The 26,281-nt window shown below is 74.2% G+C and carries 28 protein-coding genes; 12 read left to right on the plus strand and 16 right to left on the minus strand.

The window, feature by feature from the left end; all coding sequences use genetic code 11:
* Positions 1 to 168 precede the first annotated feature (168 nt).
* From QSK00_RS20505 to QSK00_RS20515, 3 genes are read right to left on the minus strand one after another with little or no spacing between them, the layout of a single operon-like run.
* Positions 169 to 1,113, minus strand: coding sequence for an MBL fold metallo-hydrolase (locus tag QSK00_RS20505; protein ID WP_285593551.1), 945 nt, complete (start codon positions 1,111 to 1,113; stop codon positions 169 to 171).
* Entirely contained in the window at positions 1,110 to 2,027 is a 918-nt protein-coding gene (locus tag QSK00_RS20510) for a fumarylacetoacetate hydrolase family protein (protein WP_285593553.1), read from the minus strand. The genes QSK00_RS20505 and QSK00_RS20510 overlap by 4 nt, the downstream gene beginning before the upstream one ends.
* Before the next feature lie 48 nt (positions 2,028 to 2,075).
* Entirely contained in the window at positions 2,076 to 2,954 is an 879-nt protein-coding gene (locus QSK00_RS20515) for a LysR family transcriptional regulator (RefSeq protein WP_285593555.1), read from the minus strand.
* A 152-nt stretch (positions 2,955 to 3,106) separates the two neighbouring features.
* Between QSK00_RS20515 and QSK00_RS20520 the strand changes: the two genes are divergently transcribed.
* On the plus strand, positions 3,107 to 4,603 hold the full coding sequence (locus QSK00_RS20520) for an amidohydrolase family protein (protein WP_285593557.1): 1,497 nt from the start codon (positions 3,107 to 3,109) through the stop codon (positions 4,601 to 4,603).
* Here QSK00_RS20520 and QSK00_RS20525 read toward each other — a convergent pair.
* The 3 genes from QSK00_RS20525 to QSK00_RS20535 are packed head-to-tail and all read right to left on the minus strand — an operon-like array spanning position 4,546 to position 7,375.
* Positions 4,546 to 5,403: an ABC transporter permease subunit gene (locus QSK00_RS20525; RefSeq protein ID WP_285593559.1), complete on the minus strand. Its 858-nt coding sequence runs from the start codon at positions 5,401 to 5,403 to the stop codon at positions 4,546 to 4,548. The two genes, QSK00_RS20520 and QSK00_RS20525, sit on opposite strands and share 58 nt — an antisense overlap.
* Positions 5,400 to 6,356 carry an ABC transporter ATP-binding protein gene (locus QSK00_RS20530; RefSeq protein WP_285593561.1) on the minus strand — a complete coding sequence of 319 codons (957 nt, stop codon included), beginning with the start codon at positions 6,354 to 6,356 and terminating at the stop codon, positions 5,400 to 5,402. Before QSK00_RS20530 ends, QSK00_RS20525 begins: the two co-directional genes overlap by 4 nt.
* Positions 6,353 to 7,375, minus strand: a complete 1,023-nt coding sequence (locus tag QSK00_RS20535) for a LolA family protein (protein WP_285593562.1) — start codon at positions 7,373 to 7,375, stop codon at positions 6,353 to 6,355. Before QSK00_RS20535 ends, QSK00_RS20530 begins: the two co-directional genes overlap by 4 nt.
* A gap of 190 nt (positions 7,376 to 7,565) precedes the next feature.
* Between QSK00_RS20535 and QSK00_RS20540 the strand changes: the two genes are divergently transcribed.
* From QSK00_RS20540 to QSK00_RS20570, 7 genes are all read left to right on the plus strand, one after another.
* On the plus strand, positions 7,566 to 8,222 hold the full coding sequence (locus tag QSK00_RS20540) for a response regulator transcription factor (protein WP_285593961.1): 657 nt from the start codon (positions 7,566 to 7,568) through the stop codon (positions 8,220 to 8,222).
* Positions 8,223 to 8,422: 200 nt separating this feature from the next.
* Positions 8,423 to 9,664 carry a sensor histidine kinase gene (locus QSK00_RS20545; protein ID WP_285593563.1) on the plus strand — a complete coding sequence of 414 codons (1,242 nt, stop codon included), beginning with the start codon at positions 8,423 to 8,425 and terminating at the stop codon, positions 9,662 to 9,664.
* A 10-nt stretch (positions 9,665 to 9,674) separates the two neighbouring features.
* Complete coding sequence (locus QSK00_RS20550; RefSeq protein ID WP_285593564.1) at positions 9,675 to 10,592, plus strand: molybdopterin-dependent oxidoreductase; 918 nt, start codon at positions 9,675 to 9,677, stop codon at positions 10,590 to 10,592.
* Positions 10,593 to 10,647: 55 nt separating this feature from the next.
* Positions 10,648 to 11,715 carry an alpha/beta fold hydrolase gene (locus QSK00_RS20555; protein ID WP_285593566.1) on the plus strand — a complete coding sequence of 356 codons (1,068 nt, stop codon included), beginning with the start codon at positions 10,648 to 10,650 and terminating at the stop codon, positions 11,713 to 11,715.
* A 185-nt stretch (positions 11,716 to 11,900) separates the two neighbouring features.
* On the plus strand, positions 11,901 to 12,404 hold the full coding sequence (locus QSK00_RS20560) for a GNAT family N-acetyltransferase (RefSeq protein WP_285593567.1): 504 nt from the start codon (positions 11,901 to 11,903) through the stop codon (positions 12,402 to 12,404).
* The gene (locus QSK00_RS20565) at positions 12,401 to 13,153 is read left to right on the plus strand and encodes a HipA family kinase (RefSeq protein ID WP_285593569.1); all 753 of its coding nucleotides are present in this window, start codon (positions 12,401 to 12,403) and stop codon (positions 13,151 to 13,153) included. Before QSK00_RS20560 ends, QSK00_RS20565 begins: the two co-directional genes overlap by 4 nt.
* On the plus strand, positions 13,141 to 13,527 hold the full coding sequence (locus QSK00_RS20570; RefSeq protein WP_285593571.1) for a DUF3037 domain-containing protein: 387 nt from the start codon (positions 13,141 to 13,143) through the stop codon (positions 13,525 to 13,527). The genes QSK00_RS20565 and QSK00_RS20570 overlap by 13 nt, the downstream gene beginning before the upstream one ends.
* Before the next feature lie 33 nt (positions 13,528 to 13,560).
* Here QSK00_RS20570 and QSK00_RS20575 read toward each other — a convergent pair whose 3' ends face one another.
* From QSK00_RS20575 to QSK00_RS20605, 7 genes are all read right to left on the minus strand, one after another.
* Entirely contained in the window at positions 13,561 to 15,642 is a 2,082-nt protein-coding gene (locus tag QSK00_RS20575; protein ID WP_285593573.1) for a prolyl oligopeptidase family serine peptidase, read from the minus strand.
* 119 nt (positions 15,643 to 15,761) lie between these two features.
* Positions 15,762 to 16,160: a type II toxin-antitoxin system VapC family toxin gene (locus tag QSK00_RS20580; protein ID WP_285593575.1), complete on the minus strand. Its 399-nt coding sequence runs from the start codon at positions 16,158 to 16,160 to the stop codon at positions 15,762 to 15,764.
* The gene (locus QSK00_RS20585; RefSeq protein ID WP_285593576.1) at positions 16,157 to 16,444 is read right to left on the minus strand and encodes a type II toxin-antitoxin system Phd/YefM family antitoxin; all 288 of its coding nucleotides are present in this window, start codon (positions 16,442 to 16,444) and stop codon (positions 16,157 to 16,159) included. Before QSK00_RS20585 ends, QSK00_RS20580 begins: the two co-directional genes overlap by 4 nt.
* Before the next feature lie 24 nt (positions 16,445 to 16,468).
* Complete coding sequence (locus QSK00_RS20590; protein ID WP_285593578.1) at positions 16,469 to 17,464, minus strand: alpha/beta fold hydrolase; 996 nt, start codon at positions 17,462 to 17,464, stop codon at positions 16,469 to 16,471.
* 69 nt (positions 17,465 to 17,533) lie between these two features.
* Positions 17,534 to 18,289, minus strand: coding sequence for a PadR family transcriptional regulator (locus QSK00_RS20595; RefSeq protein WP_285593580.1), 756 nt, complete (start codon positions 18,287 to 18,289; stop codon positions 17,534 to 17,536).
* A gap of 137 nt (positions 18,290 to 18,426) precedes the next feature.
* A complete protein-coding gene (locus tag QSK00_RS20600) occupies positions 18,427 to 18,678 on the minus strand; it encodes a DUF6295 family protein (protein ID WP_285593582.1) in 252 nt (83 codons plus the stop codon).
* Positions 18,678 to 19,442: a dienelactone hydrolase family protein gene (locus tag QSK00_RS20605; protein WP_285593963.1), complete on the minus strand. Its 765-nt coding sequence runs from the start codon at positions 19,440 to 19,442 to the stop codon at positions 18,678 to 18,680. Before QSK00_RS20605 ends, QSK00_RS20600 begins: the two co-directional genes overlap by 1 nt.
* Positions 19,443 to 19,534: 92 nt before the next feature.
* Here QSK00_RS20605 and QSK00_RS20610 point away from each other — a divergent pair, with 92 nt between their 5' ends.
* Positions 19,535 to 20,320: a GPR1/FUN34/YaaH family transporter gene (locus tag QSK00_RS20610; protein WP_285593584.1), complete on the plus strand. Its 786-nt coding sequence runs from the start codon at positions 19,535 to 19,537 to the stop codon at positions 20,318 to 20,320.
* Here the strand turns inward: QSK00_RS20610 and QSK00_RS20615 are convergent.
* The 3 genes from QSK00_RS20615 to QSK00_RS20625 all read right to left on the minus strand — a co-directional run bounded on the left by QSK00_RS20615 (position 20,317) and on the right by QSK00_RS20625 (position 22,425).
* A complete protein-coding gene (locus QSK00_RS20615; RefSeq protein ID WP_285593586.1) occupies positions 20,317 to 20,859 on the minus strand; it encodes a FumA C-terminus/TtdB family hydratase beta subunit in 543 nt (180 codons plus the stop codon). The two genes, QSK00_RS20610 and QSK00_RS20615, sit on opposite strands and share 4 nt — an antisense overlap.
* Positions 20,856 to 21,710, minus strand: coding sequence for a fumarate hydratase (locus QSK00_RS20620; protein ID WP_285593588.1), 855 nt, complete (start codon positions 21,708 to 21,710; stop codon positions 20,856 to 20,858). The genes QSK00_RS20615 and QSK00_RS20620 overlap by 4 nt, the downstream gene beginning before the upstream one ends.
* A 118-nt stretch (positions 21,711 to 21,828) precedes the next feature.
* A complete protein-coding gene (locus QSK00_RS20625; protein ID WP_285593591.1) occupies positions 21,829 to 22,425 on the minus strand; it encodes a TetR/AcrR family transcriptional regulator in 597 nt (198 codons plus the stop codon).
* Between the two features lie 74 nt (positions 22,426 to 22,499).
* Between QSK00_RS20625 and QSK00_RS20630 the strand changes: the two genes are divergently transcribed.
* The 3 genes from QSK00_RS20630 to QSK00_RS20640 are packed head-to-tail and all read left to right on the plus strand — an operon-like array spanning position 22,500 to position 26,227.
* Positions 22,500 to 23,960 (plus strand): APC family permease, encoded by a 1,461-nt coding sequence (locus QSK00_RS20630; protein WP_285593593.1) that lies wholly within the window; start codon positions 22,500 to 22,502, stop codon positions 23,958 to 23,960.
* A complete protein-coding gene (locus tag QSK00_RS20635) occupies positions 23,947 to 25,236 on the plus strand; it encodes a D-arabinono-1,4-lactone oxidase (RefSeq protein WP_285593594.1) in 1,290 nt (429 codons plus the stop codon). Before QSK00_RS20630 ends, QSK00_RS20635 begins: the two co-directional genes overlap by 14 nt.
* The gene (locus QSK00_RS20640) at positions 25,223 to 26,227 is read left to right on the plus strand and encodes an alanine racemase (RefSeq protein ID WP_285593595.1); all 1,005 of its coding nucleotides are present in this window, start codon (positions 25,223 to 25,225) and stop codon (positions 26,225 to 26,227) included. Before QSK00_RS20635 ends, QSK00_RS20640 begins: the two co-directional genes overlap by 14 nt.
* Positions 26,228 to 26,281 lie beyond the last annotated feature (54 nt).

The raw sequence follows: 26,281 nt of genomic DNA on the forward strand, positions 1-26,281 counted from the left end.
GCATTACGGTGCGACACCGAGGGCCTCCGGTGGTCGAGCTGGATGCGTCAGACACACCCACCTCGCCTCGGAGGCCCTCCTCGATCAACCCGACACGCCGCCGCACACAACGTCTCGGGTCACGACACCTAGAGGCTACGAGAGGGCCGCTCGTTCACCTCGCCGGCGTCACGCCAGGCAGGTGAGCGGCCGCCCGCCGTTGTAGGTGACCATGTCGCCCAGGGCAGCCATGACGTCGATCGCGCCACCCCGGGGGAGCCCGTCGAGCTCGGCGTACGCCCGGTGCAGGTTCCCGACGATGCGCTCGGCGTCCGGCCACTCGGCGAACCGGCCGAGGTCGGTGTCCTGCGCGGCCGCCAGCGGCGTCACCCCGGCCGCGCGCCCGCGCTGCGCCACGTCGAGGACGAACCGCAGGTAGTCGAGCGTGGCGTCGAGCGGGGCCCGGTCGTGGAAGACCGGGCCGTGACCGGGGACCGTCGTCGTCGCGCCGAGCGGGGCGATGACGTTCTCCAGCACGTCGACGGCGCCCGTCACCGACCCCATGAGCAGGAACGGGGTCCCGCCGTTGAAGACGAGGTCGCCGCAGAACAGGGTGGACCGCTCGGGGAACCAGACGATCGAGTCGTTCGTGGTGTGGGCCGCGGTGCCCACGTGCCGGACCTCGGCCGCGAGGTCGCCCACGTGCAGCGTCACGCGGTCGCTGAAGGTGAGGAACGGCGGGTCCAGGGGCAGCGAGCCCCACTCCGGGTTCTCCCAGAACGGCAGCTCCCGCGGCGGCCCGAACGCGATCATCTCCTCGCGGGCCCGTTCGTGGGCGACGATCGTCGCGGTGTCGAAGAGGGCGTTGCCCCAGGTGTGGTCGCCGTGGTGGTGGGTGTTCACCAGGGTCCGGACCGGGGCGGAGGTCACCGACGCGATGGCGTCGACGAAAGCGCGGGTGCGCCGCTCCGTGGAGCACGAGTCGACGGCGACGACGCCCTGCGGACCGACCGCGAAGCCGGTGTTGTTGATCCACCAGGTGCCGTCGGGCTGGATGTAGGCGTGGATGCCGTCCGAGACCTCCTCGAGCCGCGGCGGGGCGGGGACGGTGATGTCGTGGGCGTGCGCGCTCACCGGGCGGTTTCCTTCCGGAGGGGGACGACGGGGGCGCCCGCGACGATCGGGGCGTCGACGGCGCCGAGGCCGTCGACCTCGAGCCGGACCCGGTCGCCAGGGGTGAGGTAGGGGTAGGCGTCGGCGCCGTGCACCCGGGAGAGCTCGAGGATGCAGCCGGTGCCGACGGTGCCGCTGCCGATGAGGTCACCCGGGACGACCCGCGTGCCGCGGGAGGCGTAGGCGATCATCTCGCCGAAGGACCAGTACAGGGCGTCGAGGCGGCCCGCGCTGTAGGGCGTGCCGTTGACGGTGGCGCTCATCGCGGCGGTGGCCGGGAGCTCGTCGGGCGTGAGCATCCAGGGCCCGCAGCTCGACGCCGAGTCCTTGCCCTTCGCCGGACCGAGGTTGAGCTTCATCTCCTCGCCCTGCAGGTCCCGGGCACTCCAGTCGCAGAACAGCACGTAGCCCGCGATGTGGTCCACGGCCTCGTCGGGATCGAGGTCCGAGCCCTCACGGCCGATCACCGCCGCGACCTCGAGCTCGTAGTCGAACGCGGCGCTGCCGGGGGAGACGGGGACGGGCTCGTACGCGCCGCGCAGCGCCGCCGGGTTGGTGAAGTAGAAGACCGGCTGGCGGTACCAGAGGGGGTCGACCGTCAGCCCGATCGCCGCGCTGGCCGTCACCACGTGCTCCTCGAAGGCCATGAAGTCGCGGACCGACGGCGGGCGCGGCACCGGCGGCAGCAGCGTCACCGAGGCGGCATCGACGGCCGGACCGCCCGCCGCGTCCGCCGCGGCGGCGCGCAGGCGCGACCCGTCGTCACCCAGCAGGTCGACCAACGAGGCGGTGCCGGGGACGGGATGCAGGGCCTCGCCCTGCCAGATTCCCGTCCGGACGGTGCCGTCGGCCTCCGACCAGCTGCTCCAGCGCATCCACGCTCCTCTCGTCGACCACCAGCGTGCTCCGGGCGCCCCCGCCGATCATGTCCCGGTCCGGTTGCGGTCCAGGCGTGCGACGGCCCGTGCGGCCGCCCGGAAGACCGTCACTGCATCGTGGTGGTCGCCCGGGCGGCTCGCGACCGAGACCGTCGCCGGTGGGCCGTCCATCGGGACGTAGCGGACCCCCGGGTGCGGGAAGAACCGTCGGGCGGGCTCCGCGTGCAGGCCGAGCCGGCCGGTCGTCGCCACCGCGGTCGCGACCCCCGCGGGCGAGCGCACCGTGACCCGTCCCCGCGCCCCGGCCCGCTCGCCCCACTCGGCGAGGCCGGCGAACGCCCCGACGGGGGAGACCAGGCGTCGCCCGTCGACGTCGGCGCCGGTCAGCCGGGGTGCCGCCGCGAGGTCGGAGCGGACGGGGACGACCGCGACGCGGTCGGTGACGAGCACCCGGTCGGTCGTCAGGTCGTCCGCGCCGCCGACGTCGTGGACGAGGGCGACGTCGACCTCGCCCGTCCGGACGGCGTCGTACTGGTCGGCCCAGGTGAGCTCGACGGTGTCGAGGACCAGGTCGGGGCACCGGGCCTCGACGAGATCCCGGACGTCGGGCCAGAGGTCCGCCAACCCGAAACCGAGCACACCGATCCGCAGGACCCCGGGGACCTCGCGCGGCGCGTCGACCCGGTCGACGAGGTCGTCGAGCTCGGCCAGGAGCCGGCGGGCCCGGGGGAGGAACCGCTCGCCGGCCGGGGTCAGGGCGACCCGGCGGCTGGTGCGGGCGAACAACGGCGTGCCGAGCTCGCGTTCGAGGGCCTGGATGCGGCGCCCGAAGGGCTGCGCGGCGATGAAGTGGAGCTGCGCGGCGCGACCGAAGTGCAGGGTGTCCGCGAGCGTCACCGCGTACCGCAGCGCCCGGACGTCCATGTCCCACCACCTCGCCGTGCACCAGGGGGCCGTCGCGCGATGCTACGGCGCGGACCCGCCGTCGGGACTCCTCGATCTGAACCGGAACGGGACATGTTCGCAGGGCGGGTGCTCCCCATGCTGGCCACGACCCGGCCACGAGGAGGCACACCATGGCACGCACCCTGATCCGCGGCGGCCACGTCCTGACGATGGATCCCGCGCTCGGCGACCTGGAGAGCGGCGACGTCCTCGTCGAGGACGGGGTGATCGCGGCCGTCGCGCCGTCCCTGGGGGACGTCGACGCCGAGGTGATCGACGCGCGGGGGCACCTGGTCCTGCCGGGGCTGATCGACACCCACCGGCACACGTGGCAGTCGCTGGCCCGCGGCATCTGCGGCGACTGGACGCTGGGCGACTACTACTTCGGCATCCGGCTGGCGATCTCGCCGGCCTTCACCGCCGACGACGTCCGGCTCGGCAACCGGCTCGGCGGGCTGGACGCGCTCAATGCGGGCGTGACGACGCTCCTCGACTTCTCGCACTGCAACAACACCCCCGACCACAGCGACGGGGCCGTGCTCGGCCTGCGCGACGCCGGCATCCGCGCGGCCTTCTGCTATGGCTTCTTCGAGAGCTCGCCGGAGGCGTCACGGTTCGGGGAGCACGCGGCGCGACTGGCCGACTTCCACCGCATCGCGGACGAGTACTTCCCGACCGGGGACGGGCTGCTCACCCTCGGGGTGTCGCTCTCGGAGCTGTTCGGGCTGCCGTTCGACCGGACCGTCGCCGAGCTCGCCGCCGCCCGCGAGCGCCGGGCGCTCATCGTCAACCACACCGGCTGCGTCTGGGGCAGCGTGCTCACCGAGGGCATCACCGAGCTGGACGCGCTCGGGCTGCTCGGCCCCGACATGGTGCACGTGCACTGCAACACGCTCGGCGACGCGGAGTGGGACGCGGTCGTGCGCAGCGGTGGCAAGGTGTCGATCTCGGTGGAGACCGAGCTGAACATGGGCATGGGCCGGCCGGTGTTCGAGCGGTGCCGCCGCCACGGCGTGGCCCCGACGCTGTCCGCCGACGTCATCTCGCTCAACTCCGGCGACCTCTGGCACGCGATGCGCTTCGCGCTCGGGTTCACGCGGTGGGAGGCGACCGAGGCGGTCAACCTGGCGGGCGCGATGCCGGAGCGGGTGACCACGCTCGCGCGGGAGGCGCTCACCTGGACGACGGTGAACGCCGCCGACGCCCTGGGGCTCGGCGACCGGATCGGGTCACTGACGCCGGGCAAGCGGGCCGACCTGCAGCTGGTCGGCGGGGGCGCGCTCGAGCAGCACCCGCGGATCGACCCGTACGCGACCCTGGTCTTCCAGACTACGGCCGCGGACGTCGCGACCGTGCTGGTGGACGGCCGCGTCGTGAAGCGCGACGGGGTGCTGACCGGCGTCGACCTGCCGCGGCTCACGGCCGAGGCCGACACCGCCGCGGACGCCGTCCTCGGGCGCGTCCGGGACGCCGGGCGTGCGCTGCCCGGCACCCCGCCCGGCGCCTTCGAGGCCCTCGAGCCCATCGCCCGCGGCTTCCACGCCGAGGCGGTGGCGGCCGCGGCGGGAGCTCAGCCGTCCCGACGCGCCATCCGCCAGAACGTCACGCCCACGCCCAGCACCACGTAGACCAGCGCGCGCAGCGACGACGACGCCAGCCCGTCGAGCGGCAGCGGGTCGCGCAGGACGTCGGTCCCGGCGGTGAAACCGGAGGTGAGCAGCAGGGGCTGGAGCCAGTCCAGCGACGGGATCGCACCGAGCACCCCGAACACGATCAGGCCGCCCAGGACACAGGCCAGGACGACCAGCGGGTGCTCGGTGAACGTCGAGATGGCCAGCGCCACCGCCCCGACGGCGAGCAGCTGCCCGATCGTCCACACCGCGACCAGCGCGATCCGGCCCAGGGCCTCCCCGAAGCCCAGGGTGGTCCCGGACAGCGTGATGAGCGATCCCGGACCGCCGACGACCAGCGTCCCGGCGATCATCCCGACGACCGCGATGATCGCCACGGCGAGCACGGCCACCGTGATGACCCCGGCCGCCTTCATGACGACGAAGCGGGCCCGGCCCACGGGCGCCACGAGCAGCCCGCGCAACGTGCCCGACCCCGCCTCGCCGGCCACCGCGTCGGCCGCGGCGGACGCGACCGCGAGGGGGAGCAGCAGGGTCAGCGCCAGCCCGAGCGCCACCACCGGCAGCACGAACCCGTTGCCGGCCACCTGGGCGATCAGCCCGCGACCACCCCGGCCGGCCACGGCGATCCCGATCGCCACGGCCACCGGGATCAACGCCAGCAGCCCGAGCACGACGAGCGTGCGCGGGCGGCGGAGCACCCACCGGATCTCGGCGCCCACCACCCGTCCGAGCGGCGCGTGGGTCCGTTCCGGCGCTCTCCCCGTCGCTGCGCTCGTCCCGGTCGTCGCCGTCACGCGTCCTCCTCGGTCAGCCGGGCGAAGAGCTCCTCGAGGTGGGCCCGTCGTCGGGACACCTCCCACACGCCGATCCCGGCGTGCACCAGCGCCGCGACCACCGCCGGCGGCTCGACGTCGGCGACCGCCAGGGCGTCGTCGCGCAGGTAGGCCGCGAACCCGACCGCGCGCAGGGCGGCCAGGCCGCGGGCGGGATCGTCGACGGTGACCGCCAGCTCGCCGTCGGAGGCCAGCAGCGTCGCGAGCTCGCCCGAGACCAGCAGCGACCCCCGCGCCAGCACCGCCACGTGCGTGCACACCGCCTCGACCTCGGCGAGCAGGTGTGAGGACAGCAGTACCGTCGTCCCGGCCTCGTGCAGCTCGGCGATCACCCGTCGGACGTCGCGGGTGCCGGCCGGGTCGAGCCCGTTGGTCGGCTCGTCGAGCACCACGAGCCGACGCGGCACGAGCAGCGCCGCCGCCAGCCCGAGGCGCTGCTTCATGCCGAGCGAGTAGCCCCGGTAGCGCCGGCGGGCCGCCTCGGTGAGCCCGACCCGCTCCAGCGCCGCGTCCACCGGCGCCCGCAGGTCACCGTCGAGCCGCGGCTCGCAGGCCGCGGCCCGGAGCAGGTTGTCCCGCCCCGAGAGGAAGGGGTGGAACCCGGGGCCCTCGACGAGGGCCCCGACGTCGGGAAGGGCCCGCTCGAGCTGCGTGCCGTCGTGGCCGAGCAGCTCGACCCGACCCGCCGTCGGCGCGGTGAGGCCGAGCAGCATCCGGATCAGCGTCGTCTTGCCCGAGCCGTTCGGGCCCAGGAGCCCGACGACCGCCCCCGCCGGCAGGTCGAGGTCGACGCCGTCGACCGCCGTCACCGATCCGTAGGTCTTCCGCAGGTCGCGCAGCCGGGCGGCGGGCTCGAGTGCGGTTCCCGACGGCGGGTCGGTGCGGGTCTGCAGGGACTCCCGGGTCACGGTCATCGAGTACCCAGGGCCTCGGCCACGACCGGCTCCGGCACCGCGCCGACGGCGACGCGCCCGTCGTCGGTGACGATCGCCGTGCCGACCGCGGTCGTGATGGCGCGGCCGCTACCGAACGGTCCGGTCACCGGCGTCCCGAGCGCGCTCAGATCGGGGGCGCCCTGCGGGGCCTGCTGACCCTGCTGCGGGGCGGGCCGCTGGAACACCACGACGCGGTCCCAGCCGTCCCCGACGCTCGTCGTGCCGGCGGGCGGTCCCTGACGGTCGGGCGCGCCCTGCGGCCGCGCCGGGGCGTCCTTCACCGTGGTGCCGGGCGGCGGGGTGAAGGTGAACAGCGACGGGTCCTGCGGGCCGAAGGTGACGTCGTCGAACCCGATCTGCAGGGCCGGCGTGGCCGACCCGGTCGTGAGGACCGTGAGCTGCAGCGGGATGCGCTTCTCGGCGTCGACCGCGACCCGGACCTCGCGCAGCACCGTGCGCTCGGTGGGCTGCGGCGTCAGCACCAGCGTGTACGCCGAGCGCCCGGCGACCTCGGCGGTCCCGTCGACGGCGACCTGGCTGGTCTTGCGGAGCTCGCCGATGATCTGGGCGGAGGCACCGGCCGGGTCGGTCTGCGGGTCCTTCTGCTCCGGCGCGCCGCCCGTGGAGCGGGTGGCGGTGCGGTCGGTGGCGTCGTAGGCCCAGCGGGTGGTGCCGTCGGAGACCAGCGTCTTCTCGCCGTCCCCGGAGGGCAGAGCGACGCGACCCTTGCCGTCGCCCCCGGACCACACGCGGGCGGACTGCTCGCCGTTCCCGAGCTGGGGCGCGCCGGGCAGCGCCGGCAGGCCGAGCTCGTTGTCGATCCCGACGGTGCCGTTGAACGGCCCGGGCTGCGCGGTCATGACGGAGGCGACGAGGTCCTCCGGGCTGACCGGCGGGAGCTGCGGCTGCGCCGACGCGGTCCCGATCCCCACCACCCCGGCGACGACGGCCCCGGCCGCCACCACCGCTCCCGCTGCCCCGAACCATCTGCGCCTCATGGACACCATCCTGCGGCGGTGGACCTGAGACGGTCACAGCGTCGGGCGGGGCCGCCCCGGTCGGGACTTCCGTGAGCGTGTCGCGGCAGACCGTGCGCGTGTCGCTCGCGAAGCGGCGATCACGGTCGGCCGTCTCCCCGACCTGAGACCACCACAGTCGCGCGGGACTACCGTCGGCGGCGTGCCCCGCGTGCTGGTGGTCGACGACGAGCCCGGCGTGCGCGCGGCGCTCGTGCGCGGGCTGGGGGCCGAGGGCATGGACGTCGTCGCCGTGGGCGACGGGCCGGCGGGCCTGGCCGAGGCGTCGACCGGCACCTTCGACGCGGTGGTCCTCGACATCATCCTGCCCGGGCTGTCGGGCTACCGGGTCCTCGAGCAGCTGCGCGCCGACGGGGTCGAGACGCCCGTGCTGCTGCTCTCGGCGAAGGACGGCGAGGTCGACCAGGCCGACGGGCTCGACCTGGGCGCCGACGGGTACGTCGTCAAGCCGTTCTCGTTCGTCGTGCTCGTCGCCCAGCTCCGGGCCCTGCTCCGGCGCCGGACGCCCTCGGCGCCGCGGATGGTGGTCGGGGCGCTGACGGTCGACGGTGAGGCCGCGACCTGGGCCGGCGCGGAGATCGGCCTGTCCGCCCGGGAACTCGCGGTGCTGCGCCACCTCGCCGGTCGCCCCGGGACGACGGTGACGAAGGACGAGCTCCTGGCTGCGGTGTGGGGCGACGGGGCGGCCGCCCGCAACGTCGTCGAGGTGTACGTCGGCTACCTGCGCCGCAAGCTCACGGCCGTCGGTGCGGACGGGCTCGTCGTCACCGAGCGCGGACGCGGGTACCGGCTCGACCCGCCGTCGTGAACGACCCCGATCCGAGCGAAGGGCACCGTCGGTCGGATAGATCGAGCGAGGGGGCCCGTCGCTCGGAACATGGCCCCGCTGGCGAGGGGCGCCCTTCGGCCGGTAGATCGAGCGAGGGGGCCCTTCGCTCGGAACGGCGGGGCCTCGGCGCCTGGTGGGCCCGCCGGACCACGCGGACCCGGATCGCGCTGGTCGTCGGCGTGGTGGCGCTCGTGGTGCTCGGCGCGCTGGCGCGGTTGGGCGCGGGGTTGCTGCTGTCGGCGGTCGTCGCGGCCGGCGACGGGGAGCTGCGCGAGCGGGCGGTGGCCGCCGCACCCGCCGTCCGGAACTCCGAGCCGCTCCCGCCACCGCTGCGGGTGACCGACGTGGCGGGGGCGCCGGCGGACGGGCGGGGTCCGCTCCCGCTGGCGGAGCCGGTGGTGCGCGCGCTCGCGAGCGGCGAACCGGTGACGGTCGCGGGGCCGGGCACCGAGCCGCGTCGCTGGGTGGCCGTGCCGGTCACGCTGCCCGACGGCACACCGCGCCTGGTGCTCGCCTCGCGCGACCTCGTCGGCGCCGTGTCCCTGCTCGGCGACGCGGCATTCTGGTTCGTGCCCGGCGTCGTGGTGGCGGCGGTCGCGCTGGCCGCCGCCGCGTGGTTCGCGGCCGGGGCGGCGCTCCGCCCCGTGGCCCGCCTGCGGAGTGCGGCGTCGCAGGTCGGGGAGGGGGAGCGGCTGCCCGTCCCGCCGTCGCACGACGAGGTCGCCGCGCTCGCCGAGGAGCTGAACGCCCTGCTGGCCCGGCGCGACGACGCGGTCTCGACCGTCCGCCGCTTCGCCGACGACGCCGCCCACGAGCTCCGCTCGCCCATCGCCTCGGTGCGCGCCCAGGCGGAGGTGGCGGTCGCGCACCCGCGCGAGGGGGAGGACACGGAGGCGTGGGCCGCCGTCGCGAAGGACGCGGAGCGGTTGTCGTCGCTGGTCACCGACCTGCTCGCCCTCGCCCGGGCGGACGGCGGGCGGCTCCCGCCTGCGGTGCCGGTCGACCTGGGTGAGGCGGCCGCCGAGGCCGTGGCCCGGCAACCGGAGGGCCCGGTGATCACGGTCTGGGCGCCGGTCCCGGCGGCCGCGTCGGCGACCCCCGCCGAGATCGGGCTCGTCCTCGACAACCTGCTCACCAACGCCCGGCGGCACGCGCGGACCGTCGTCCACGTCTCCGTCGTCCCCGCCGGTGGCCACGCCCGCCTGCTGGTGGACGACGACGGTCCCGGCATTCCCGACGACGAGCGCGCGCGGGTCTTCGACCGCTTCACCCGGCTCGACGCCACGGGCGGGACGCCCGGTTCGGGGCTGGGCCTGGCCCTCGTGGCGCGGCTCGTCGAGAGCCGGGGCGGGTCGGTGCGTGCCGCCCGGTCACCCGAGGGCGGCGCGCGGATCGAGGTGCGCTGGCCGGCGGCGCCGTAGGGTCCGGGCCGTGCAGGCGCGGATGGACACGGTCGGAGCCGTCCGTCGACTCGTCCCGCCCGAGCGCCTGACGAGCCGGGTCACCCCGCTCGGGGACGCGTTCGTCATCGCCCACTTCGGCCTCCCGGCACCCCGAGCCGATCGACCCGTCGTCGTCGACGGGCTGGTCGATCGCGCGGTGACACTCTCGCCGGACGACGTCCGGGCGCTGCCGCAGCGGCGGGTCGAGTCGGTGCACGAGTGCTTCGGCAACCCGCTCGCGCCGGGGGAGTGGGTGCGTCGGGCGGCGAACCTCGTGTGGACCGGCGCGCGCCTGCGCGACGTGCTCGACCTGGCGGGGGTGCAGCCGGGCGCGACGTCGGTCTGGGCCCGCGGCGCCGACCACGGCGAGTTCGGCGGCCGGACCAGCCCGGACTACCTCAAGGACCTGCCGCTCGACGCCGTCGCCGACCGCGCGCTCGTGGCCTACGCCTGCAACGACACCCGGCTGCCCACCGAGCGGGGCGGCCCGCTGCGGCTCGTGGTGCCCGGGTTCTTCGGCACCAACTCGGTGAAGTGGTTGACCGAGCTCACGCTCGCCGACCACCGGCCGGAGCACCTCTTCACCACCGAGCTGTACCTGCGTCCGGGTCCGGACGGCCGGTCGGTGCCGGTCCGGGACCTCGACGTCACCTCGGTCGTCGTCGGCGTGCGGCAGGGGATGGCCCACGGCTGGGCCTGGAGCTCCGTGCCGGTGACGCGGGTGGTCGTGACGGTGGACGGCGCGCCCGTCCGGACCGAGCTCGAGCCGGCCCGGGGCCGGGCCTGGCAGGGGTTCCGCGCGCTGGTCGGGACCGGTCGCAGGATCACCGCGCGGGCCACCGACGCCGTCGGTCGCACCCAACCGGCCTCCGGGGCGCGGAACGCCGTCCACGTGCTGACGATGTGACCCAGGTCGCCGTAGGCTCCCGCGTCGGAAGATCGACTCGGCGCGGAGGTCTGACATGACGGGCACGGACCGGCAGGGCTACTACTCGCACGCCCAGCAGGGCGAGCACGAGTACTTCGACCTGGGCGGGTACGTCCTGCGGTCGGGCTACACGCTGCCGGGCGCGCAGCTGGCCTTCCGCACGCACGGCACGCTCAACGCGAACAAGGACAACCTCGTCCTCTTCCCGCACATGTACTCCGGCACCCCGTCCTCGCTCGACGACTACATCGGGCCGGGGAAGCCGGTCGACACCGACAGGTACTTCGTGGTGTGCCCGGGGCAGCTCGGGGGTGGGATGTCGAGCTCGCCGTCGAACACCCCGCCGCCGTTCGACCGCGGCCAGTTCCCGTTCGTCTCGATCGCCGACGACGTGCTGGCCCAGTACAAGCTGGTGACCGAGCACTTCGGGGTCGAGCAGCTGCACGCGGTGCTGGGCTGGTCGATGGGCGCGCAGCAGACCTACGAGTGGGCGGTGCGCTTCCCCGACATGGTGCCGCGCGCGGCGGCCTTTGCCGGGACCGCGAGGACCCCGGTGCACAACCAGGTCTTCATCGACCTGCACATGGAGCTGCTCAAGTCCGACCCGGCGTTCGCCGACGGCTTCTACTCCGACGCCGCGGACGTGCGCCTCGGCCTGACCCGCCACGCGATCGCGTTCTCGCTCGAGGGCTTCACTCACGAGTGGTACCGCGGCGAGCACTGGCGCGGGCTGGGCTTCGCCTCGGCGAACGACTTCCGGCAGAGCTTCATCCGCGGCTACTTCGCCCCGATGGACCCCAACAACCTGGTCACCCAGGCGAACAAGTGGTGGGCCGGGGACATCTCGCCGCACGGGGGCGGGTCGCTCGAGGCGGCGCTGGGCAAGATCACCGCGCATTTCTTCGTGGTGCCGTTCGGCGGGGACAACTTCTTCCCCGTCGAGGACTGCGAGAACGAGGCCGGCCACCTCCCGCACGGTGAGCTGCGGGTCATCGACACCCCGGCCGGACACTTCGCCATGTTCGGCCTGCGCCCGCAGGACATCGAGCGGATCAGCGCCGTCATGGTCGAGATGCTGTCCAGCCCGGGCTACACCGTCTGACTCCTCCCCGGCTCCCGTGGCAGCACAGCGTCGTTGCTGTCATCCAGCTGCAGGAAAGCCACATCGTCGTCTTCGTCGATCCGGGCGGGCGGGGAGGGGGCGAGCGCGCGTTCGGAGACCCTCGGCCCCGACGGCGTGGTGGTCCAGCTCGTCGACGGGAACTCCGCAGGCGCGACAATGGGCGCATGACCGTCCCGACGATCACGCTCCACGAGACCCGGCCCGACGTCGAGCCCGGCCTCGGCGCGCTGCGCGGCTACGTCGGCGACGTGCTCGGCCGGATGGAGGGACGGCCCGCGACCGACGACGAGATCGACGCCTTCGTCGCCGCGAGCCCGCACGGCGGGCTGGTGCCGCCCGACGGGGTGTTCGTGCTCGCCCGTGCCGCGGAGGGCACGGTCCTCGGCTGCGCCGGCCTGCGGTTCGCCGGCCCGGACGTGCCCGCCGACGCGGCCGAGATCAAGCGGATGTGGACCGCCCCCGAGGCGCGCGGGCTCGGCGTCGGGAAGACCCTCCTCGACGACCTGCTGCGCCGGGCCCGTGAGGCCGGCCGGGCGCGGGTCCTCCTCGACACGCGGGCCGACCTCGTCGAGGCCCGCACACTCTACGAGCGGGCCGGGTTCGTGGAGGTCGACGCGTACAACGCGAACCCGTACGCGCAGGTCTGGTACGCCCTGGATCTCGGGTGAGGCAGGTCGTCGCGACCCGGTACGTGACCCCGCTGCGCGAGGGAGGCTCGCTGCCCGGCCTGGTCGAGGCGGACGACCTCGGCACCTACGTCGTCAAGTTCACCGGCGCCGGGCAGGGCGTGAAGGCCCTCGTCGCCGAGGTGGTCGCGGGCGGGATCGGCCGGCGGCTCGGCCTGCGGGTGCCCGAGCTCGTCGTGGTGGAGCTCGACCCGGTGGTGGCGCAGTCCGAGCCGGACTGGGAGGTCCAGGAACTGCTCGCGCGCTCCGGCGGCGACAACCTCGGCATGGACTTCCTGCCCGGCGCACTGGGCTTCGACCCCGTCGCGCACACCGTCGCCGCCGACGAGGCGGCGCGGGTGCTGTGGTTCGACGCGTTCGTCGAGAACGTCGACCGTTCCTGGCGCAACCCCAATCTGCTCCGCTGGCACCGCGACCTCTGGTGCATCGACCACGGCGCCTGCCTGTACTTCCACCACTCGTGGGCGCGTGCGGCCGCGGTGGTCGGTCGCGCCTACGACGCGTCCGACCACGTGCTCCTGCCCTTCACGACGGCGGGTGCGCGGGCTCGTGCCGATCAGGAGCTGTCCGCGCTGGTGACGCGGTCGATGCTGGACGAGGTGGTCGCCGAGGTGCCCGACGACTGGCTCGTCGGGGGCTTCGACGCCGACTTCTCGACGGCGGGTGCGGCCCGGGAGGCCTACGTGGAGCACCTGCTGGCGCGGATGGCGGAGCGGTCGTGGGCACCGTGACCGCGACAGTGAAGAACACGTATGAATGGGCCCCGCTGCGGGTGGTGCCGCGCATCGACCGCGGCGAGTGCGTCAACGTCGGCGTGCTCCTCTACTGCCGGCACGCCGTGGTGCTGACGATGCGGCTCGCGCTCGACGTCGAGCGGCTGTCGACCCTGTACTCCGAGCTCGACGTCGACGAGGTGGCGACGGCCGTCCGGGCCTGGCCGCGGGTCGTGGCGGGGGAGGGCCCGGCGGGCGTGCTGTCGCCCGGTGAGCGGTTCCGGTGGCTGACCGCGCCCCGCTCGACCGTCGTCCAGGCCGGGCCGGTGCACACGGGGTTGACCGCCGACCCGGAGGCCGAGGTCGACCGGTTGCTGGCCCGCCTGGTCTAGCTCCGTGACGCTTTCCTGCCACGGAAGAGGGGCTCAGCCCACGACCCGGCGACAGAACTCGAGGACCAGCGCCCACTGGAAGGCCCGCTGCGCGTTGTCGGCCGCGCCGCCGTGCCCGCCCTCGACGTTCTCGTAGTACTCGACGGGGTGCCCGTACTCGCGCAGGCGCGCGACGAACTTGCGCGCGTGCCCGGGGTGCACCCGGTCGTCGCGGGTCGAGGTCGTCACGAGGATCGACGGGTACGTCGCGTCCTTCGTCAGGTGCTGGTAGGGCGAGTACTGCGAGATGAACGCCCAGTCGTCCGGGTCGTCCGGCTCCCCGTACTCGGCCTGCCACGAGGCGCCGGCGAGCAGCAGGTGGAAGCGCCGCATGTCGAGCAGCGGCACCATCACGACGACGGCCCCGAACAGCTCCGGGTACCGCGTGATCATCACACCCATCAGCAGCCCGCCGTTGGACCCGCCGTGGATGGCGAGCCGACCCGGCGTCGTGATGCCGCGGTCGACGAGGTCGCGGGCGACCGCCGCGAAGTCCTCGTAGGCCCGGTGCCGGTGCTCGCGCAGCGCCGAGGTGTGCCACTCCGGCCCGTACTCACCACCGCCCCGGATGTTCGCGACGACGTACGTCCCGCCCTGCGAGATCCACCCCCGTCCCATCACGCCGGAGTACGACGGGGTCAGGGAGATCTCGAACCCGCCGTACCCGGTCATGAGGACCGGTCCCGCCTCGGCGGACTCCTTCCCGACGACGAAGTACGGCACCTTCGTGCCGTCCTCGCTCGTCGCGAAGAACTGCTGGACCGTGACGCCGGTGGTGTCCCAGAACGACGGCGCCGACCGCAGCGTCTCGAGCGGCGCGTCCTCCTCGGCCGAGGCACCGAGCACCGTCCGCGCGAAGGTCGACGGGCGGGTGAAGCCGTCGGTGTCGAGGAAGATCTCGTCCGACTCGTCGGGGTCGGTCCCGACGACGGCGACCTCGGCGAACGCCTCGCCGGTCGGCAGCTCGCGGCGAGCCCACTCGCCCGCGGCCCACTGCTCCGGCCCCGCCGGCGGCGTGAGCACCTCGAGACGCGTCGCCACGTCCTCGAGCACGGTGAGGATGAGGTAGCTCTTCGTCCACGACCACCCCGAGAGCGACCGCGACGCCGTCGGCGCGAAGAGCACCGTGTGCTCCCGGGAGCCGGTGAGGAAGCCCTCGGCCTCGAACGCCAGCAGCGTGCCGGCCGCGTACTCGGTGCCCTCCACCGTCCACGGCGACCGGGTGCGGACGAGCAGCCAGGCGCGGTCGATGTCGGTGTCCGCGTCGGCGGGCGCCTCGATCTTCACGAGCGAGCCGTCGGCGCGGAGCACGAACTCCTCGACGGTGTGGAAGTCGGGGCTGCGCCCGACCATCTCGCGCTCGAACCCGCGGGTGCGGTCCTTGCCGGCGAAGGCCGAGACGTCGGTCTCCTGCGCCTCGAACACGACGGGGGCCTCGGCCACCGGGGTGCCGCGCGACCACCGGCGCATCACGCGTGGGTAGCCCGACGTGGTCATCGATCCGGGTCCGAGGTCGGTCCCGACGAAGACGGTGTCGTCGTCGATCCACGACACGCGGCTCTTGGCCTCGGGGAGGACGAAGCCGCCCTCGTCCGCCGTCAGGAAGCGCTTCGCGGAGAGGTCGAACTCGCGGACCACCGTCGCGTCGGCGCCGCCCCGGGAGAGCTGGACGAGCGCGCGGGTGTAGTCCGGCCAGCGCGCCGCGGCGCCCGCCCAGACCCAGTTCTCGTCCTCGTCGCGGGCGAGGGCGTCGACGTCGAGCAGCAGCTCCCACGTCGGGTCGCCGCCGCGGTAGTCGTCGAGGGTCGTGCGCCGCCACAGACCGCGGGGGTGCTCGGCGTCCTGCCAGAAGTTGTAGAGCAGCTCCCCACGACGACGGGTGTAGGGGATGCGGTCGTCGGAGTCGAGGACCGCGCGCAGGCCGTCGCGCAGCTCGGCGAACCGGTCGGAGTCGGTCAGGCGCCCCAGGCTCTCGGCGTTGCGTTCCCGGACCCACCCGAGGGCCTCGTCGGAGGTGACGTCCTCGAGCCAGAGGTACGGGTCGTCGGTCTCGGGCGCGCGCGGGGAGGAGGTCACGCGATCAGTCTGCCCATCCGGGCTTCGCTCCGCCGTCCTTCCCGACGGCAGGTCGCGCCGCGACTGCGGCGACGTGCGTCATGGGTGGGGCACATCGCCGCCCTCGAGGGCGATACCGGTCACGCCCACCCCGGGGTCTCGACGACGAGCCCTTCGGTACGAGCGGCGTCCGCGAGGCGGTGGTCGTAGGCCACGAAGGCCGTCAGATGGTCACGGAGCAGCACCGCGGACGCCAGGTGCAGGGCGTCGAGGGTACGGAGCACGGGACCGCCGATCGTCGACGCGAGATCCTGGACGGCTCGGTCGAGGGGCACGAGATCGAGGTCCCCGAGCGCGAGGCGGGCCGTCGATTCGACGTGCTCGCCGGATCGCCGCGCCGCGCGCAGGACCTCGACCCGCCCGAGCTCGCTGGTCACCAGGGGTTCGTCGGGGCGGGCGACGAGCCGGTCGCGGAGGGCCGGCGTCTCGTCCTCGGCCCGCACCAGCTTCAGCACGGCCGACGAGTCCAGGTAGATCACGGACGCTCGTCGCGCTCGGCGTCGAGCAGCTCGGCGTTCGAGGGTCCGCCGACCGCCGCCGCCGGCACCGGGTGCGGACCACGGAGGTAACCGGTCGGCGCCGAGGCGGGGATCAACCGTCCCGCCGCGACGAGCTGGTCCCGCGCGGTGTCACCCCGCTGTGCGGGCACCAGCAGAGCGACCAGCTCGCCCCGGTCGGTCACCTCGACGGTCTCGCCCGCCTTGACCAGCGCGAGGTACCGCGACGCGTGCTGGCGTAGCTCGCGGACCCCGATGCGCTCCACACCGCCAAAGTAGCACGTGATGTGCTACACGGCCGGTACCGACCCGGCGTCGGGAAGGGCGCCCGTGCGGAGCAGCGACCGCCACTCCGACGGGCTCCAGTGCGCCGGCTCGGTGGAGGCGAGGAACTCGCGCAGCACCGCGACGAAGCGTCGGGGGTCCGTGTGGAACGGGAAGTGACCGGCGCGCTCGAAGATCACCAGCCGGCTCTCCGGCATCGCCTCGTGGGCGGTGCGGCCGTGCTCGACCGGCACCACCATGTCGTCGGAACCCCACACGAGCAGCGTGGGCATGCCCGCCGTCAGGTAGCAGCGGTCGAGCATCGTCACGACCTGCCCGCGCCAGTCGACGACCGCGCGCAGGGTGCGCAGGAAGGCCGAGCGGCTGGTCGCGTCGGGCAGGGCGTCGACGAGGCGCACGAGGTCCTCGGCGTCGCGGCCGAGACCGGTGTCGAGCTGCTGGAGGACCCGGAGCACCAGCTCGGTCTGGAATCGGACCCCGGGCCAGCCCAGGACCGGCAGCAGCAGGTCGGCGAACGGCAGCGAGGCGGCGCGCAGCGCGGGGGTGACCGAGCGGGCCACCCCGCCGGCGCCGACGAGCACGAGCCGTTCGGTGCGCTCCGGGTACTGGTAGGCGAACTGCATGGCGACCCCGCCGCCGAGCGAGTGGCCGACGAGCGAGGCGCGGTCGACGTCGAGGACGGAGAGCAGGTCGCGCATCCCGTTGGCGTAGGCGCCGATCGAGTAGTCCCCGCGGGGCTTGTCGGAGCCGCCGTGGCCGAGCAGGTCGGGGGCGATCACGGTGTGGTCGCGCGCGAGGTCGTCGAGCACCGGGCCCCAGGTCGAGGAGTCGTCGCCGATCCCGTGGATCAGCAGCAGCACCGGACCGGAGCCCGCCATCCGGAAGGCCCGCCGGTAGCCGTGGACCACGCGGTACTGGAGGGCCCACCGCTCCCCGGCGACCCGGCGGGCGACCGGACCGGGGGACGGCGGGGCACTTCCTCCCGCGAACAGGCCCAGCACGTGCTCCTCCTCGTCGTCGCCATCAGCGGCGATCGAGCGTAGGAGCCTCGTGTGACGGCCCTGTTGCGATCACGAGGTCTCCTCCGGGGAGTCCTCCGGCTCGGCGTCGTCGACCTCGGCCAGCAGCAGGTACAGCCGCCGCCGGGCCTCGTCGAGCACCTTCGTCGCCTCGGTCACCTGCGCGGGCGTGCCGACCTGCGCGACCTGGGCGACCGCCCCGGCCAGCCCGCGGCCCGCCGTCCGGAGGTCGCCGAACCCGTCGTGGGCCCCGGCCTCGACCTGGGACCACACCGCGTCCAGCTCGGCGGCGTGCTCCTCCACGTAGGTGCGGCCCGCCTCGGTGAGGTGCACGAGCGTGCGCCCCTCCGACTTCTCGGTGTGCACCAGGCCCTCGTCGGCCAGCTGCGAGACGGTCGGGTAGACCGACCCCGGGCTGGGCTTCCAGGAACCGCCCGAACGCTCGGCGATCTCCTGGATGATCTGGTAGCCGTGGCGGGACTCCTCGCGGAGCAGGGCCAGGATCGCGAGGCGCACGTCGCCCCGCGAGCGGCGGCCGCGTCCGTGCGGGCCGTGCCCGTGCCGGCCGCGACCGCGCTCCTCGCCCGGACCGTCGGGGCCCTCGAAGGGGCCACCGCGTCCGCGCCGACCCGGACCGCCGGGGCCGAACGGCCCGAAGGGGGGTCCGAAGTCCATGCCGAAGGGGCCTCCGCCCCGACGACGGGGCGCGCCGCGGCGGGGACCGCCGGGCTCGCCGTGCTGGGGGCCGCCGTGTCCGCGGTGGCCCCGCTTCTGCGCCCAGTTCGGGCGCTCGTTGATGTCGAACATGTCGTCCGATCCTCTCGTCGGGTATCGCCGACTGTCGGCGATGGCTCAACGATATATCGCTAACGGTGGTGTGCGCAAGCGCAGGTGAGCAGAGAAGGTCGCTGTGGCGACCGTCAGTGCTCACCTGCCGCAGGCACCTAGTGGTCCTTGGCCCGCTCCACGGTGACCTCGAGGGCGGCCAGCAGCTCCCGGGCGGACTCCAGCGAGAGCTCGACCGCCACCCGGGAGCCGGGCTCCCGGCCGTGGAAGTCGATGTTCACGGTGTGGGCGTCCGGCGCGTGGACGGGGTGGTCGTAGTAGACCGTCGCCTGGTTCATCGGCTGCCAGCCGTCACGGGTCTTCCCGCTCGACCGCGCGAGGGCGACCTTCTCCGTCGAGTAGGTGCACATCAGTTGCTCCCCACCACGTCCTGCTGCAGGTGCCGGGCGAGGAAGTCGGCCACCTTCGCCCAGCCGTCGACGGCGGCCTCGGGCCGGTACGAGGGTCGGTCGACGGAGAAGAACGCGTGCCCGGCGCCGTCGTAGCGGTGGAACTCGTAGGTCTTCCCGTTGTCCTGCAGCAGCTTCTCCAGCTCGTCCACCTGGTCCGGCGAGGGGTAGGAGTCGTCGTTGCCGAAGAGGCCGAGCAGCGGGGCACCGAGCTCGGGGATCCGGTCGGCCAGCGGGCCGACCTTCAGCGGGAAGCCCTCGGGCGGGGTGCCGACGACGAAGGCGCCGTAGCAGTCGACCGTCGCCTGGACGTCGACCTCGATCCCGGTGAGCACGGCCTGTCGGCCGCCCGAGCAGTAGCCGATCGCCCCGACCGCACCCGTCGCGTTCGGCAGGCTCCGCAGCCACGCGGCGGCGCCCCGGGCGTCGCCGACGAAGCGCTCGTCGGGCACTCCGCCCTGCGCGCGGGCCGTCGCCGCGGCGTCGTCGGGCTCGGCGTCCGGGGCCTCGCGGGTGTAGAGGTTCGGGCAGATCGCCGAATACCCCATCGCCGCGAACCGGCGGGTGATCTCCTTGGACTCCCGGTCGTAGCCGGGCATGTGGTGGATGACGATCATGCCGGGGTGTGGGCCGGGGTCCATCGGGCGGGCGGTGTAGGCCTCGATGAGGTCGTCACCGTGACCGCGGATGCCGATCGTCTCCGCGAGGATCGCGTCGTAGCGCATGGGCTGCATCCGAGCACTTCGGGGAGAACGGTGCAGGGCCGGTGTGCTGCGTGTCCGAGTTTGGTCCGCCGGTGGACGCGGGATCCGGGCGCGTGAGCACCACGGATGCCCCGCCCGAGCCCGAGTCCGAGTCGTCCGCCGACGGGACCGGGCGACACGAGGCGGGGCCGCGGCACGGCCGCCCGGGGGAGCGGGCGGACGAGGGCGACGTCGAGGCGCTCCAGCGCACCTCGATCGTCCTGCGGGCCTACGCGAGCCCGCTGCCGCTGGGGCTGTTCGCCTTCGCGATCGGCAACGTGCTGCTGGCGGTCACCCACCTCGGCGGGTTCTCGCCGCAGGACACCCGGGTCGTGATGGTCATGCTCGCGACCTTCATCGCGCTGCCGCAGTTCCTCGCGGCCGTCCTCGGGTTCCTCACCCGCGAGCCGCTCGTGGCCACCCTGCTCGGACTGCTCGCCGTCACCTGGCCGACCGACGTCGTCGTGCAGGAGTACACCGGTGCCACCACGAGCGCGCCGCGCGGTGTGCTGTTCTGCGCGCTCGCCGGCGTGCTCGTCCTCATGGCGATCCCCGGGCTGACCGCCAAGCCGATGTTCTCCGTGGTCCTGCTCAGCGCCGCCGCCCGCTTCGTGGCGGGCGGGCTCTACGACCTGACCGCCTCCACCGTCTGGGAGCGGGTCAGCGGGATCGTCGCCGTCGTGGTGGCGGCGGCCGCGGCCTACCTCGCGATCGCCCTCGTCATCGAGGACGTCAAGCACCGGACCGTGCTGCCGGTCGGCCGGGTCGGGGGCACGGAGTCGCGGTCGGCGATGGAGGCGGGCCTGGCGGCCCAGGCCCGCAACCTGCCGCAGGAGGCCGGCGTCCGGGCCCAGCTCTAGCCGGACCGGCGGTAGCGGGCCGGTCCGTCGTCGTACAGGTCCGCGCCGTGCAGGTCGTTGACGACGAGGGCCGGGAAGTTCTCGATCGTCAGCTTCCGCACGGCCTCGGCCCCCAGGTCCTCGTACGCGACGATCTCGGCCGCGGTGATGCACTGCGAGAGCAGGGCGGCAGTGCCCTCGATCGCGCCGAAGTAGACGCAGCCGTGCTCGAGCATCGAGGACTTCACCTCGGCGTTGCGTCGCCCCTTGCCGATCATCGCGGCGAGTCCCCGCTCGACCAGCGCGGGGGAGTAGGCGTCGCACCGGCTCGCCGTCGTGGGGCCGGCGCTGCCGATGACGTGGCCCGGGCGGGCGGGGGTGGGCCCGACGAAGTAGATCGTGGCGCCCGCGACGTCGAAGGGCAGGTCCTCGCCGGCGTCGATCGCCTCGAGGAACCGGGCGTGGGCGGCGTCGCGGGCGGTGTAGACGGTGCCGTTCAGCGTCACGGAGTCGCCGGCGTGCAGCGACGACGGGTCGTCCAGCGGCAGGGTGAGGTTCACAGGGTCACGCTCCGCACCCGGTGGGAGTGGCAGTCCAGGTTGATCGCGACGGGGAACGCCGCGATGTGGGTCGGGTAGGCCTCGACGTGCACCGCGACCGTGGTGACGGTGCCGCCGAACCCGGCCGGCCCGATGCCGGTGGCGTTGATCGCGTCGACCAGCTCGGCCTCCAGCTCGGCGAGCAACGGGTCGGGTGACGGCGAGCCGGTGGGGTTCCGGGTGAGCGCCCGCTTCGCGAGCACCGCGGCCCGGTCGAACGTGCCGCCCATGCCGATCCCGACCGTGACCGGCGGGCTCGCACTGGGCCCCGCCTTCTCGATGGTCTCCACGACGAAGCGCTTCATGCCCTCGACGCCCGCCGCAGGGGTGAGCATCCGCAGTGCGCTCATGTTGTCGCAGCCCGCGCCCTTGACCAGCAACGTCAGCTCGATGCCGGAACCCGGGACGAGGTCGTAGTGGACCATCGCCGGGGTGTTGTCACCGGTGTTCACCCGGTCGACGGGGGAGCGGACGAGCGAGGCGCGCAGGTAGCCGTCGGAGTACCCCTCCGCCACACCCCGGTCGATGGCCTCGGCCAGCGAACCGCCGACGAAGTGCACGTCCTGCCCGATCGTCAGGAACACCACGGCGTAGCCCGTGTCCTGGCAGAACGCGATCCGCTCGGCGGCCGACACGCGCGCGTTCTCCAGCAGCCGGTCGAACACCTCGCGCCCGATCGGCGACTCCTCGGCGTCCCGCCCGCGCTGCAGGGCCGCGACGTGGTCCTCGCGCAGCTCGTGGTTGGCCTCGACGCACAGCTTCCGGACGACGGCCTCGACCTCGGCGACGTCGACCGCGCGCAACTCGCTCACGCCTGCGACCTCACCACAGCGGCCCCCCGCACGCACCAGGTCGACGATGATCACGTCGGGGGGACGGCCATGGCTGTCGCGGAGATCGACATCAGCCGTGACGGTCCCACCGCCGTGATCATGACGGCGAGGTCAGGCCTGCCAGCAGCCTCGCGAACGCGTCGAGGGTGCGCACGGCGGCGTCCGGGTCGCGGTCGACGAGGTAGGCGATCGTCACGCCGTCGGTCACGACGACGAGCATCCGGGCCAGCTGCTCCACCGGCAGCGTCCAGGTCACCGCGCACGCGTCGGCGAGCGCCGAGAGCGTCGTGGCGGCCGTCCGGTGGTAGGCCTCGTACTGCCGCCGCGCGACCCCGGCCAGCGAGGGCTCGTGCATCGCGTGGTGGGTCAGCCCGGTGAGGACGACCTCCCGTTCCGGCGCCGCCTCGACCGTCGCCCACCACTGGCGCAGCGTCTCGCGCAGGGACTCCCCGATCCCCCCGACGACGTGCACCCCGCCGGCCTGCGCGTCCCGCAGCGCCGCCACGGTCACCTCGGTGAGCTCGACGAACAGCTCGGACTTGGAGGCGAAGCAGTAGTGGAACGCCGCGACCGGGGCGCCCGCCTCGGCGCAGATCCGGCGCGTGGTCGCCGCCGCGAAGCCCTCCGCGCCGATCACCCGGAACGCCGCCTCGACCAGCTGCCGCCGCCGGTCGGCGGCCGATACGCGCGCCACGCGGAACCCCCCCAACTTGGACAACTGTCCCAGACGCTTGACTCAGTATGACGCAGGTCGCACGCTGTCGTGCCATGGAGGCCGGCTACGCGAGCTCGTTCCCCCGGGTGCTGCGGCGCTTCGCGCTGTTCGCGATCGCGTTCTCCGTCGTCTCCATCACCACCGGGATCTTCGTCAACTACGCCTACGGCCTGACGACGCTCGGGCCGGCGGCGGTGTGGCTGTGGCCGGTGGCCGCCGTCGGGCAGCTCCTCGTGGTGCTCGTGCTGGCCGAGCTCGCCGCGCACATGCCGCTGGCGGGCGCGAACTACCAGTGGTCGGCGCGGCTGGTGAACACCGGCTTCGGCTACACGGTCGGTGCGCTCGGCCTGCTCTACTCCGCGGTCGGGCTGCCGGGGATCGCGCTCGTCGGGCTCGCGCCGCTCGCCGCCACCGTGCTCGGGCTCGACGCGGCCGACCCGCTGACGCTACTGGTCATCGCCGTGGTGGCGCTGCTCGTCGCGTACGCGGTGAACATCGTGCGCGTCCAGCTCGCCGCGCGGGTGAACAACCTGGCGGTGTTCGCCGAGATCGCGGGCACGGTCGTGCTCTCGGTCGTGCTGCTGGTCCTCTGGGCGACCCACCGCGGCACCACCCCCGACGGCGGGCACGGCGTGGACTTCCTCGCCGTCACCGACCCGGGCACCCCGCTGGCCGACGGCATCGTCGGCGGCGCACTGGTCGGCATCTTCACCCTCGTCGGGTTCGAGGCCGCCGCGGACATGGCCGAGGAGGCCGTCGACGCCCGGCGCACCGTCCCGCGGGCGATGATCGTCGCCGCGCTCGTCTCCGGGGTGCTCGGGTGGGTCGCCCTCCTCGGCTTCACGATCGCCATCCCCGACCTGGGCGCGGTCGAGGCCGCGCCGGTCCCGCTCGCGGCGATCGCGACGTACTGGCTCGGACCCGTCCTCACCGACGTGTTCCTCGTGGTCGTCGTGTTCTCGATGTTCGCCCTGCTCGTGGTCGCCGCGGCGTCGAACTCGCGGCTGATCTTCGCGATGGCGCGCGACGGGCTGCTGCCGGCGTCCGCGGCCCTGCGCCGGGTGCACGCGCGGACGGCCACCCCGGTGGTCGCGCTCGTCGTCAGCCTCGTGCTCTGCCTGGTGCTGCTCGGCTACGGGACGCTCGACGGTGCCGCGTTCACGATCCTGGTCGGCGCGACGGCGCTCGTGCCGTACCTGATCTACCTGCTCACCCTCGGCGGCTACCTCGCCCGCCGGCGACGGCTGCGGGCCGACGCCGCCGCGGTCACCTTCTCGCTCGGCCGCGCGGCACTCCCGGTGGCGGGCCTGGCGATGCTGTGGCTCGTCGTCGTGGTCGCCGCGCTCACGCTGCCGGAGGCCTTCCGCGCGGCCGACTACGTGGTGCTGGGCGGGCTCGCCCTCACCGGACTCTGGTACGTCGCGGTGCTGCGACGTCGGTTGCGCGACGGGACCGCGGGGCTTCCCCGCACCGACCCGTCGTCGGGAAAGGAACGATCCCTTGACCTGGCGTAACTGGGCCGGGAACCAGCGGACGACGCCCACCCGGCGGGTGGTCGCGCGCACCACCGAGGACGTGGTCACCGCGGTCAAGGAGGCCGCCCGCGACGGGATACGCGTCAAGGCCACGGGCTCGGGTCACTCGTTCACCGGGATCGGGGCACCGGACGGGGTCGCGCTCGCGGTCCCGTCGCAGGGTGTGCCGGAGGTCGACGGGATGCTCGCGACGGTCCCGGCGGGGATGACGATCCGCGCGCTGAACGCGGCGCTGTGGGAGCACGGGCTCGCCCTGCCGAACCTGGGGGACATCGACGCGCAGACGATCGCGGGCGCCGTCGCCACGGGGACGCACGGCACCGGCGCGGGGCACACGGGGATCGCCGCCCGCATCCGGGCCCTCGCGATGGTGCTCGCCGACGGCACGGTGATCACGACGGGCCCGACCGAGCACCCGGAGATCTTCCACCACGCCCGGGTGGGCCTGGGGGCGCTGGGCGTGGTGACCGCGGTGACGCTGGAGTGCGTGCCGGCGTTCTCGCTGCACGCCACCGAGACGGCGAGGCCGCTGGCCGAGGTGCTGGAGGGCTTCGACGAGCTGGCCGCCGGCCACGACCACGTCGAGTTCTACTGGTTCCCGCACACCGAGATCGCCGCGACGAAGATCAACGACCGGACGGACGCGCCCGGGCCGACGCGGGGACGGCTCGGGACCTGGGTCGGCGACGAACTGCTCGGCAACGGCGCCTTCGAGCTGGTGTGCCGCGCGGGAGCGGCCGTACCCCGGGCGGTCCCGACGCTGAACCGGGTCATGGCCGGGCAGATGGCGAACGCCGAGTACGTCGACCGGTCCTACCGGGTGTTCACCAGCCCGCGCCGCGTGCGGTTCAAGGAGATGGAGTACGCGGTGCCCCGGGCGGCCCTGGGGGAGGCCTTCGCCGGGCTGCGGGCGGCCGCGGAGCGCCACGGCGCCGACGTGACGTTCCCGGTCGAGGTCCGGGTGGCCGCGGCGGACGACGTGCCGCTCTCCACGGCGTCGGGCCGCGACTCCGCCTACCTCGCGGTGCACGTCCACCACTCCCGGCCGCACGAGGCGTACTTCGGCGCCGTCGAGGCGGTGATGACCGCGCTGGACGGGCGCCCGCACTGGGGCAAGCTGCACACCCGCACCGCGGACCGGTTCGCCGCGTCCTACCCGGAGTTCGCCGACTTCGTGGCCCTGCGCGACCGCCTCGACCCCGAGCGCCGGTTCGGCAACGCCCACCTCGAGAGGATCCTCGGTGCGACTCGGTGACCTGACGACCCCGGCGCTCGTCGTCGACGCCGAGGCCCTCGAGTCCAACCTCGCCGCCATGGCCGCCCGGTGGCCCGGGGAGACGCTGCGCCCGCACGTGAAGGCGCACAAGACGACCGCGCTGGCCGCCCGGCAGGCCGCGCACGGGGCGACGGGCTTCACCTGCGCGACGATCCGCGAGGTCGAGGGCATGGCCGCCGCCGGACTCGGTGCGGACCTGCTGCTGGCCAACGAGGTCCTCGACACCCGCCGGCTCGGGGCGCTCGAGGACGCGCGGGTGACCGTCGCCGTCGACTCCCCGGAGACGGTCGAGGCGGCCGCCGCGGGCGGGGTGCGCGAGGTGCTGATCGACGTCAACGTGGGGATGCCGCGCTGCGGCTGCCGACCGTCCGACGCCGGAGCACTGGCCGACCGGGCCCGTGCGGCGGGTCTCTCCGTGCGCGGGGTGATGGGTTACGAGGGGCACCTGCAGGCGTGGCCGGACCCCGACGAACGCGCGAAGCTCACGCAGACCGCGATGGAGCTGCTGCTCGCCGCGCACGCCGACGTCGGCGGTGACGTGATCTCCGGTGGCGGCACCGGGACCTCGGCGTGCAACCCGTGGGTCACGGAGATGCAGGCCGGCTCCTACGCGCTCATGGACTCGGCCTACACGGCGGCGGGCGTCGGGTACGTGCAGGCGCTGCACGTGCTGGGGACGGTCGTGCACGTGTCGGCGGCGCGGCCGGACATGCCGGCGTACGCGGTCGCCGACGTGGGCCTGAAGGCGCTGGGCATGGACCACGGCAACCCGAGCGTCCCCGGCGCCCGGGTGTGGTTCTGCTCGGACGAGCACGTCACCTTCGCCGCCGACGACCCGGTGCGGGTCGGCGACCGCGTGCTGGTGATCCCCGCGCACGTCGATCCGACCGTCGCCTACCACGACCGGATGCACGTGGTCCGGGACGAGGACGTCCTCGACACCTGGTCGGTGGATCTGCGCGGCTGGTAGGGGTTAGTCCTCCCCCCGTCACCGGGTACGGCAGCCCGGCAAGCAGTACGACAT

It is taken from the genome of Actinomycetospora sp. NBRC 106378, from assembly GCF_030269685.1.
In the GTDB taxonomy this organism is placed as follows: Bacteria; Actinomycetota; Actinomycetes; order Mycobacteriales; family Pseudonocardiaceae; genus Actinomycetospora.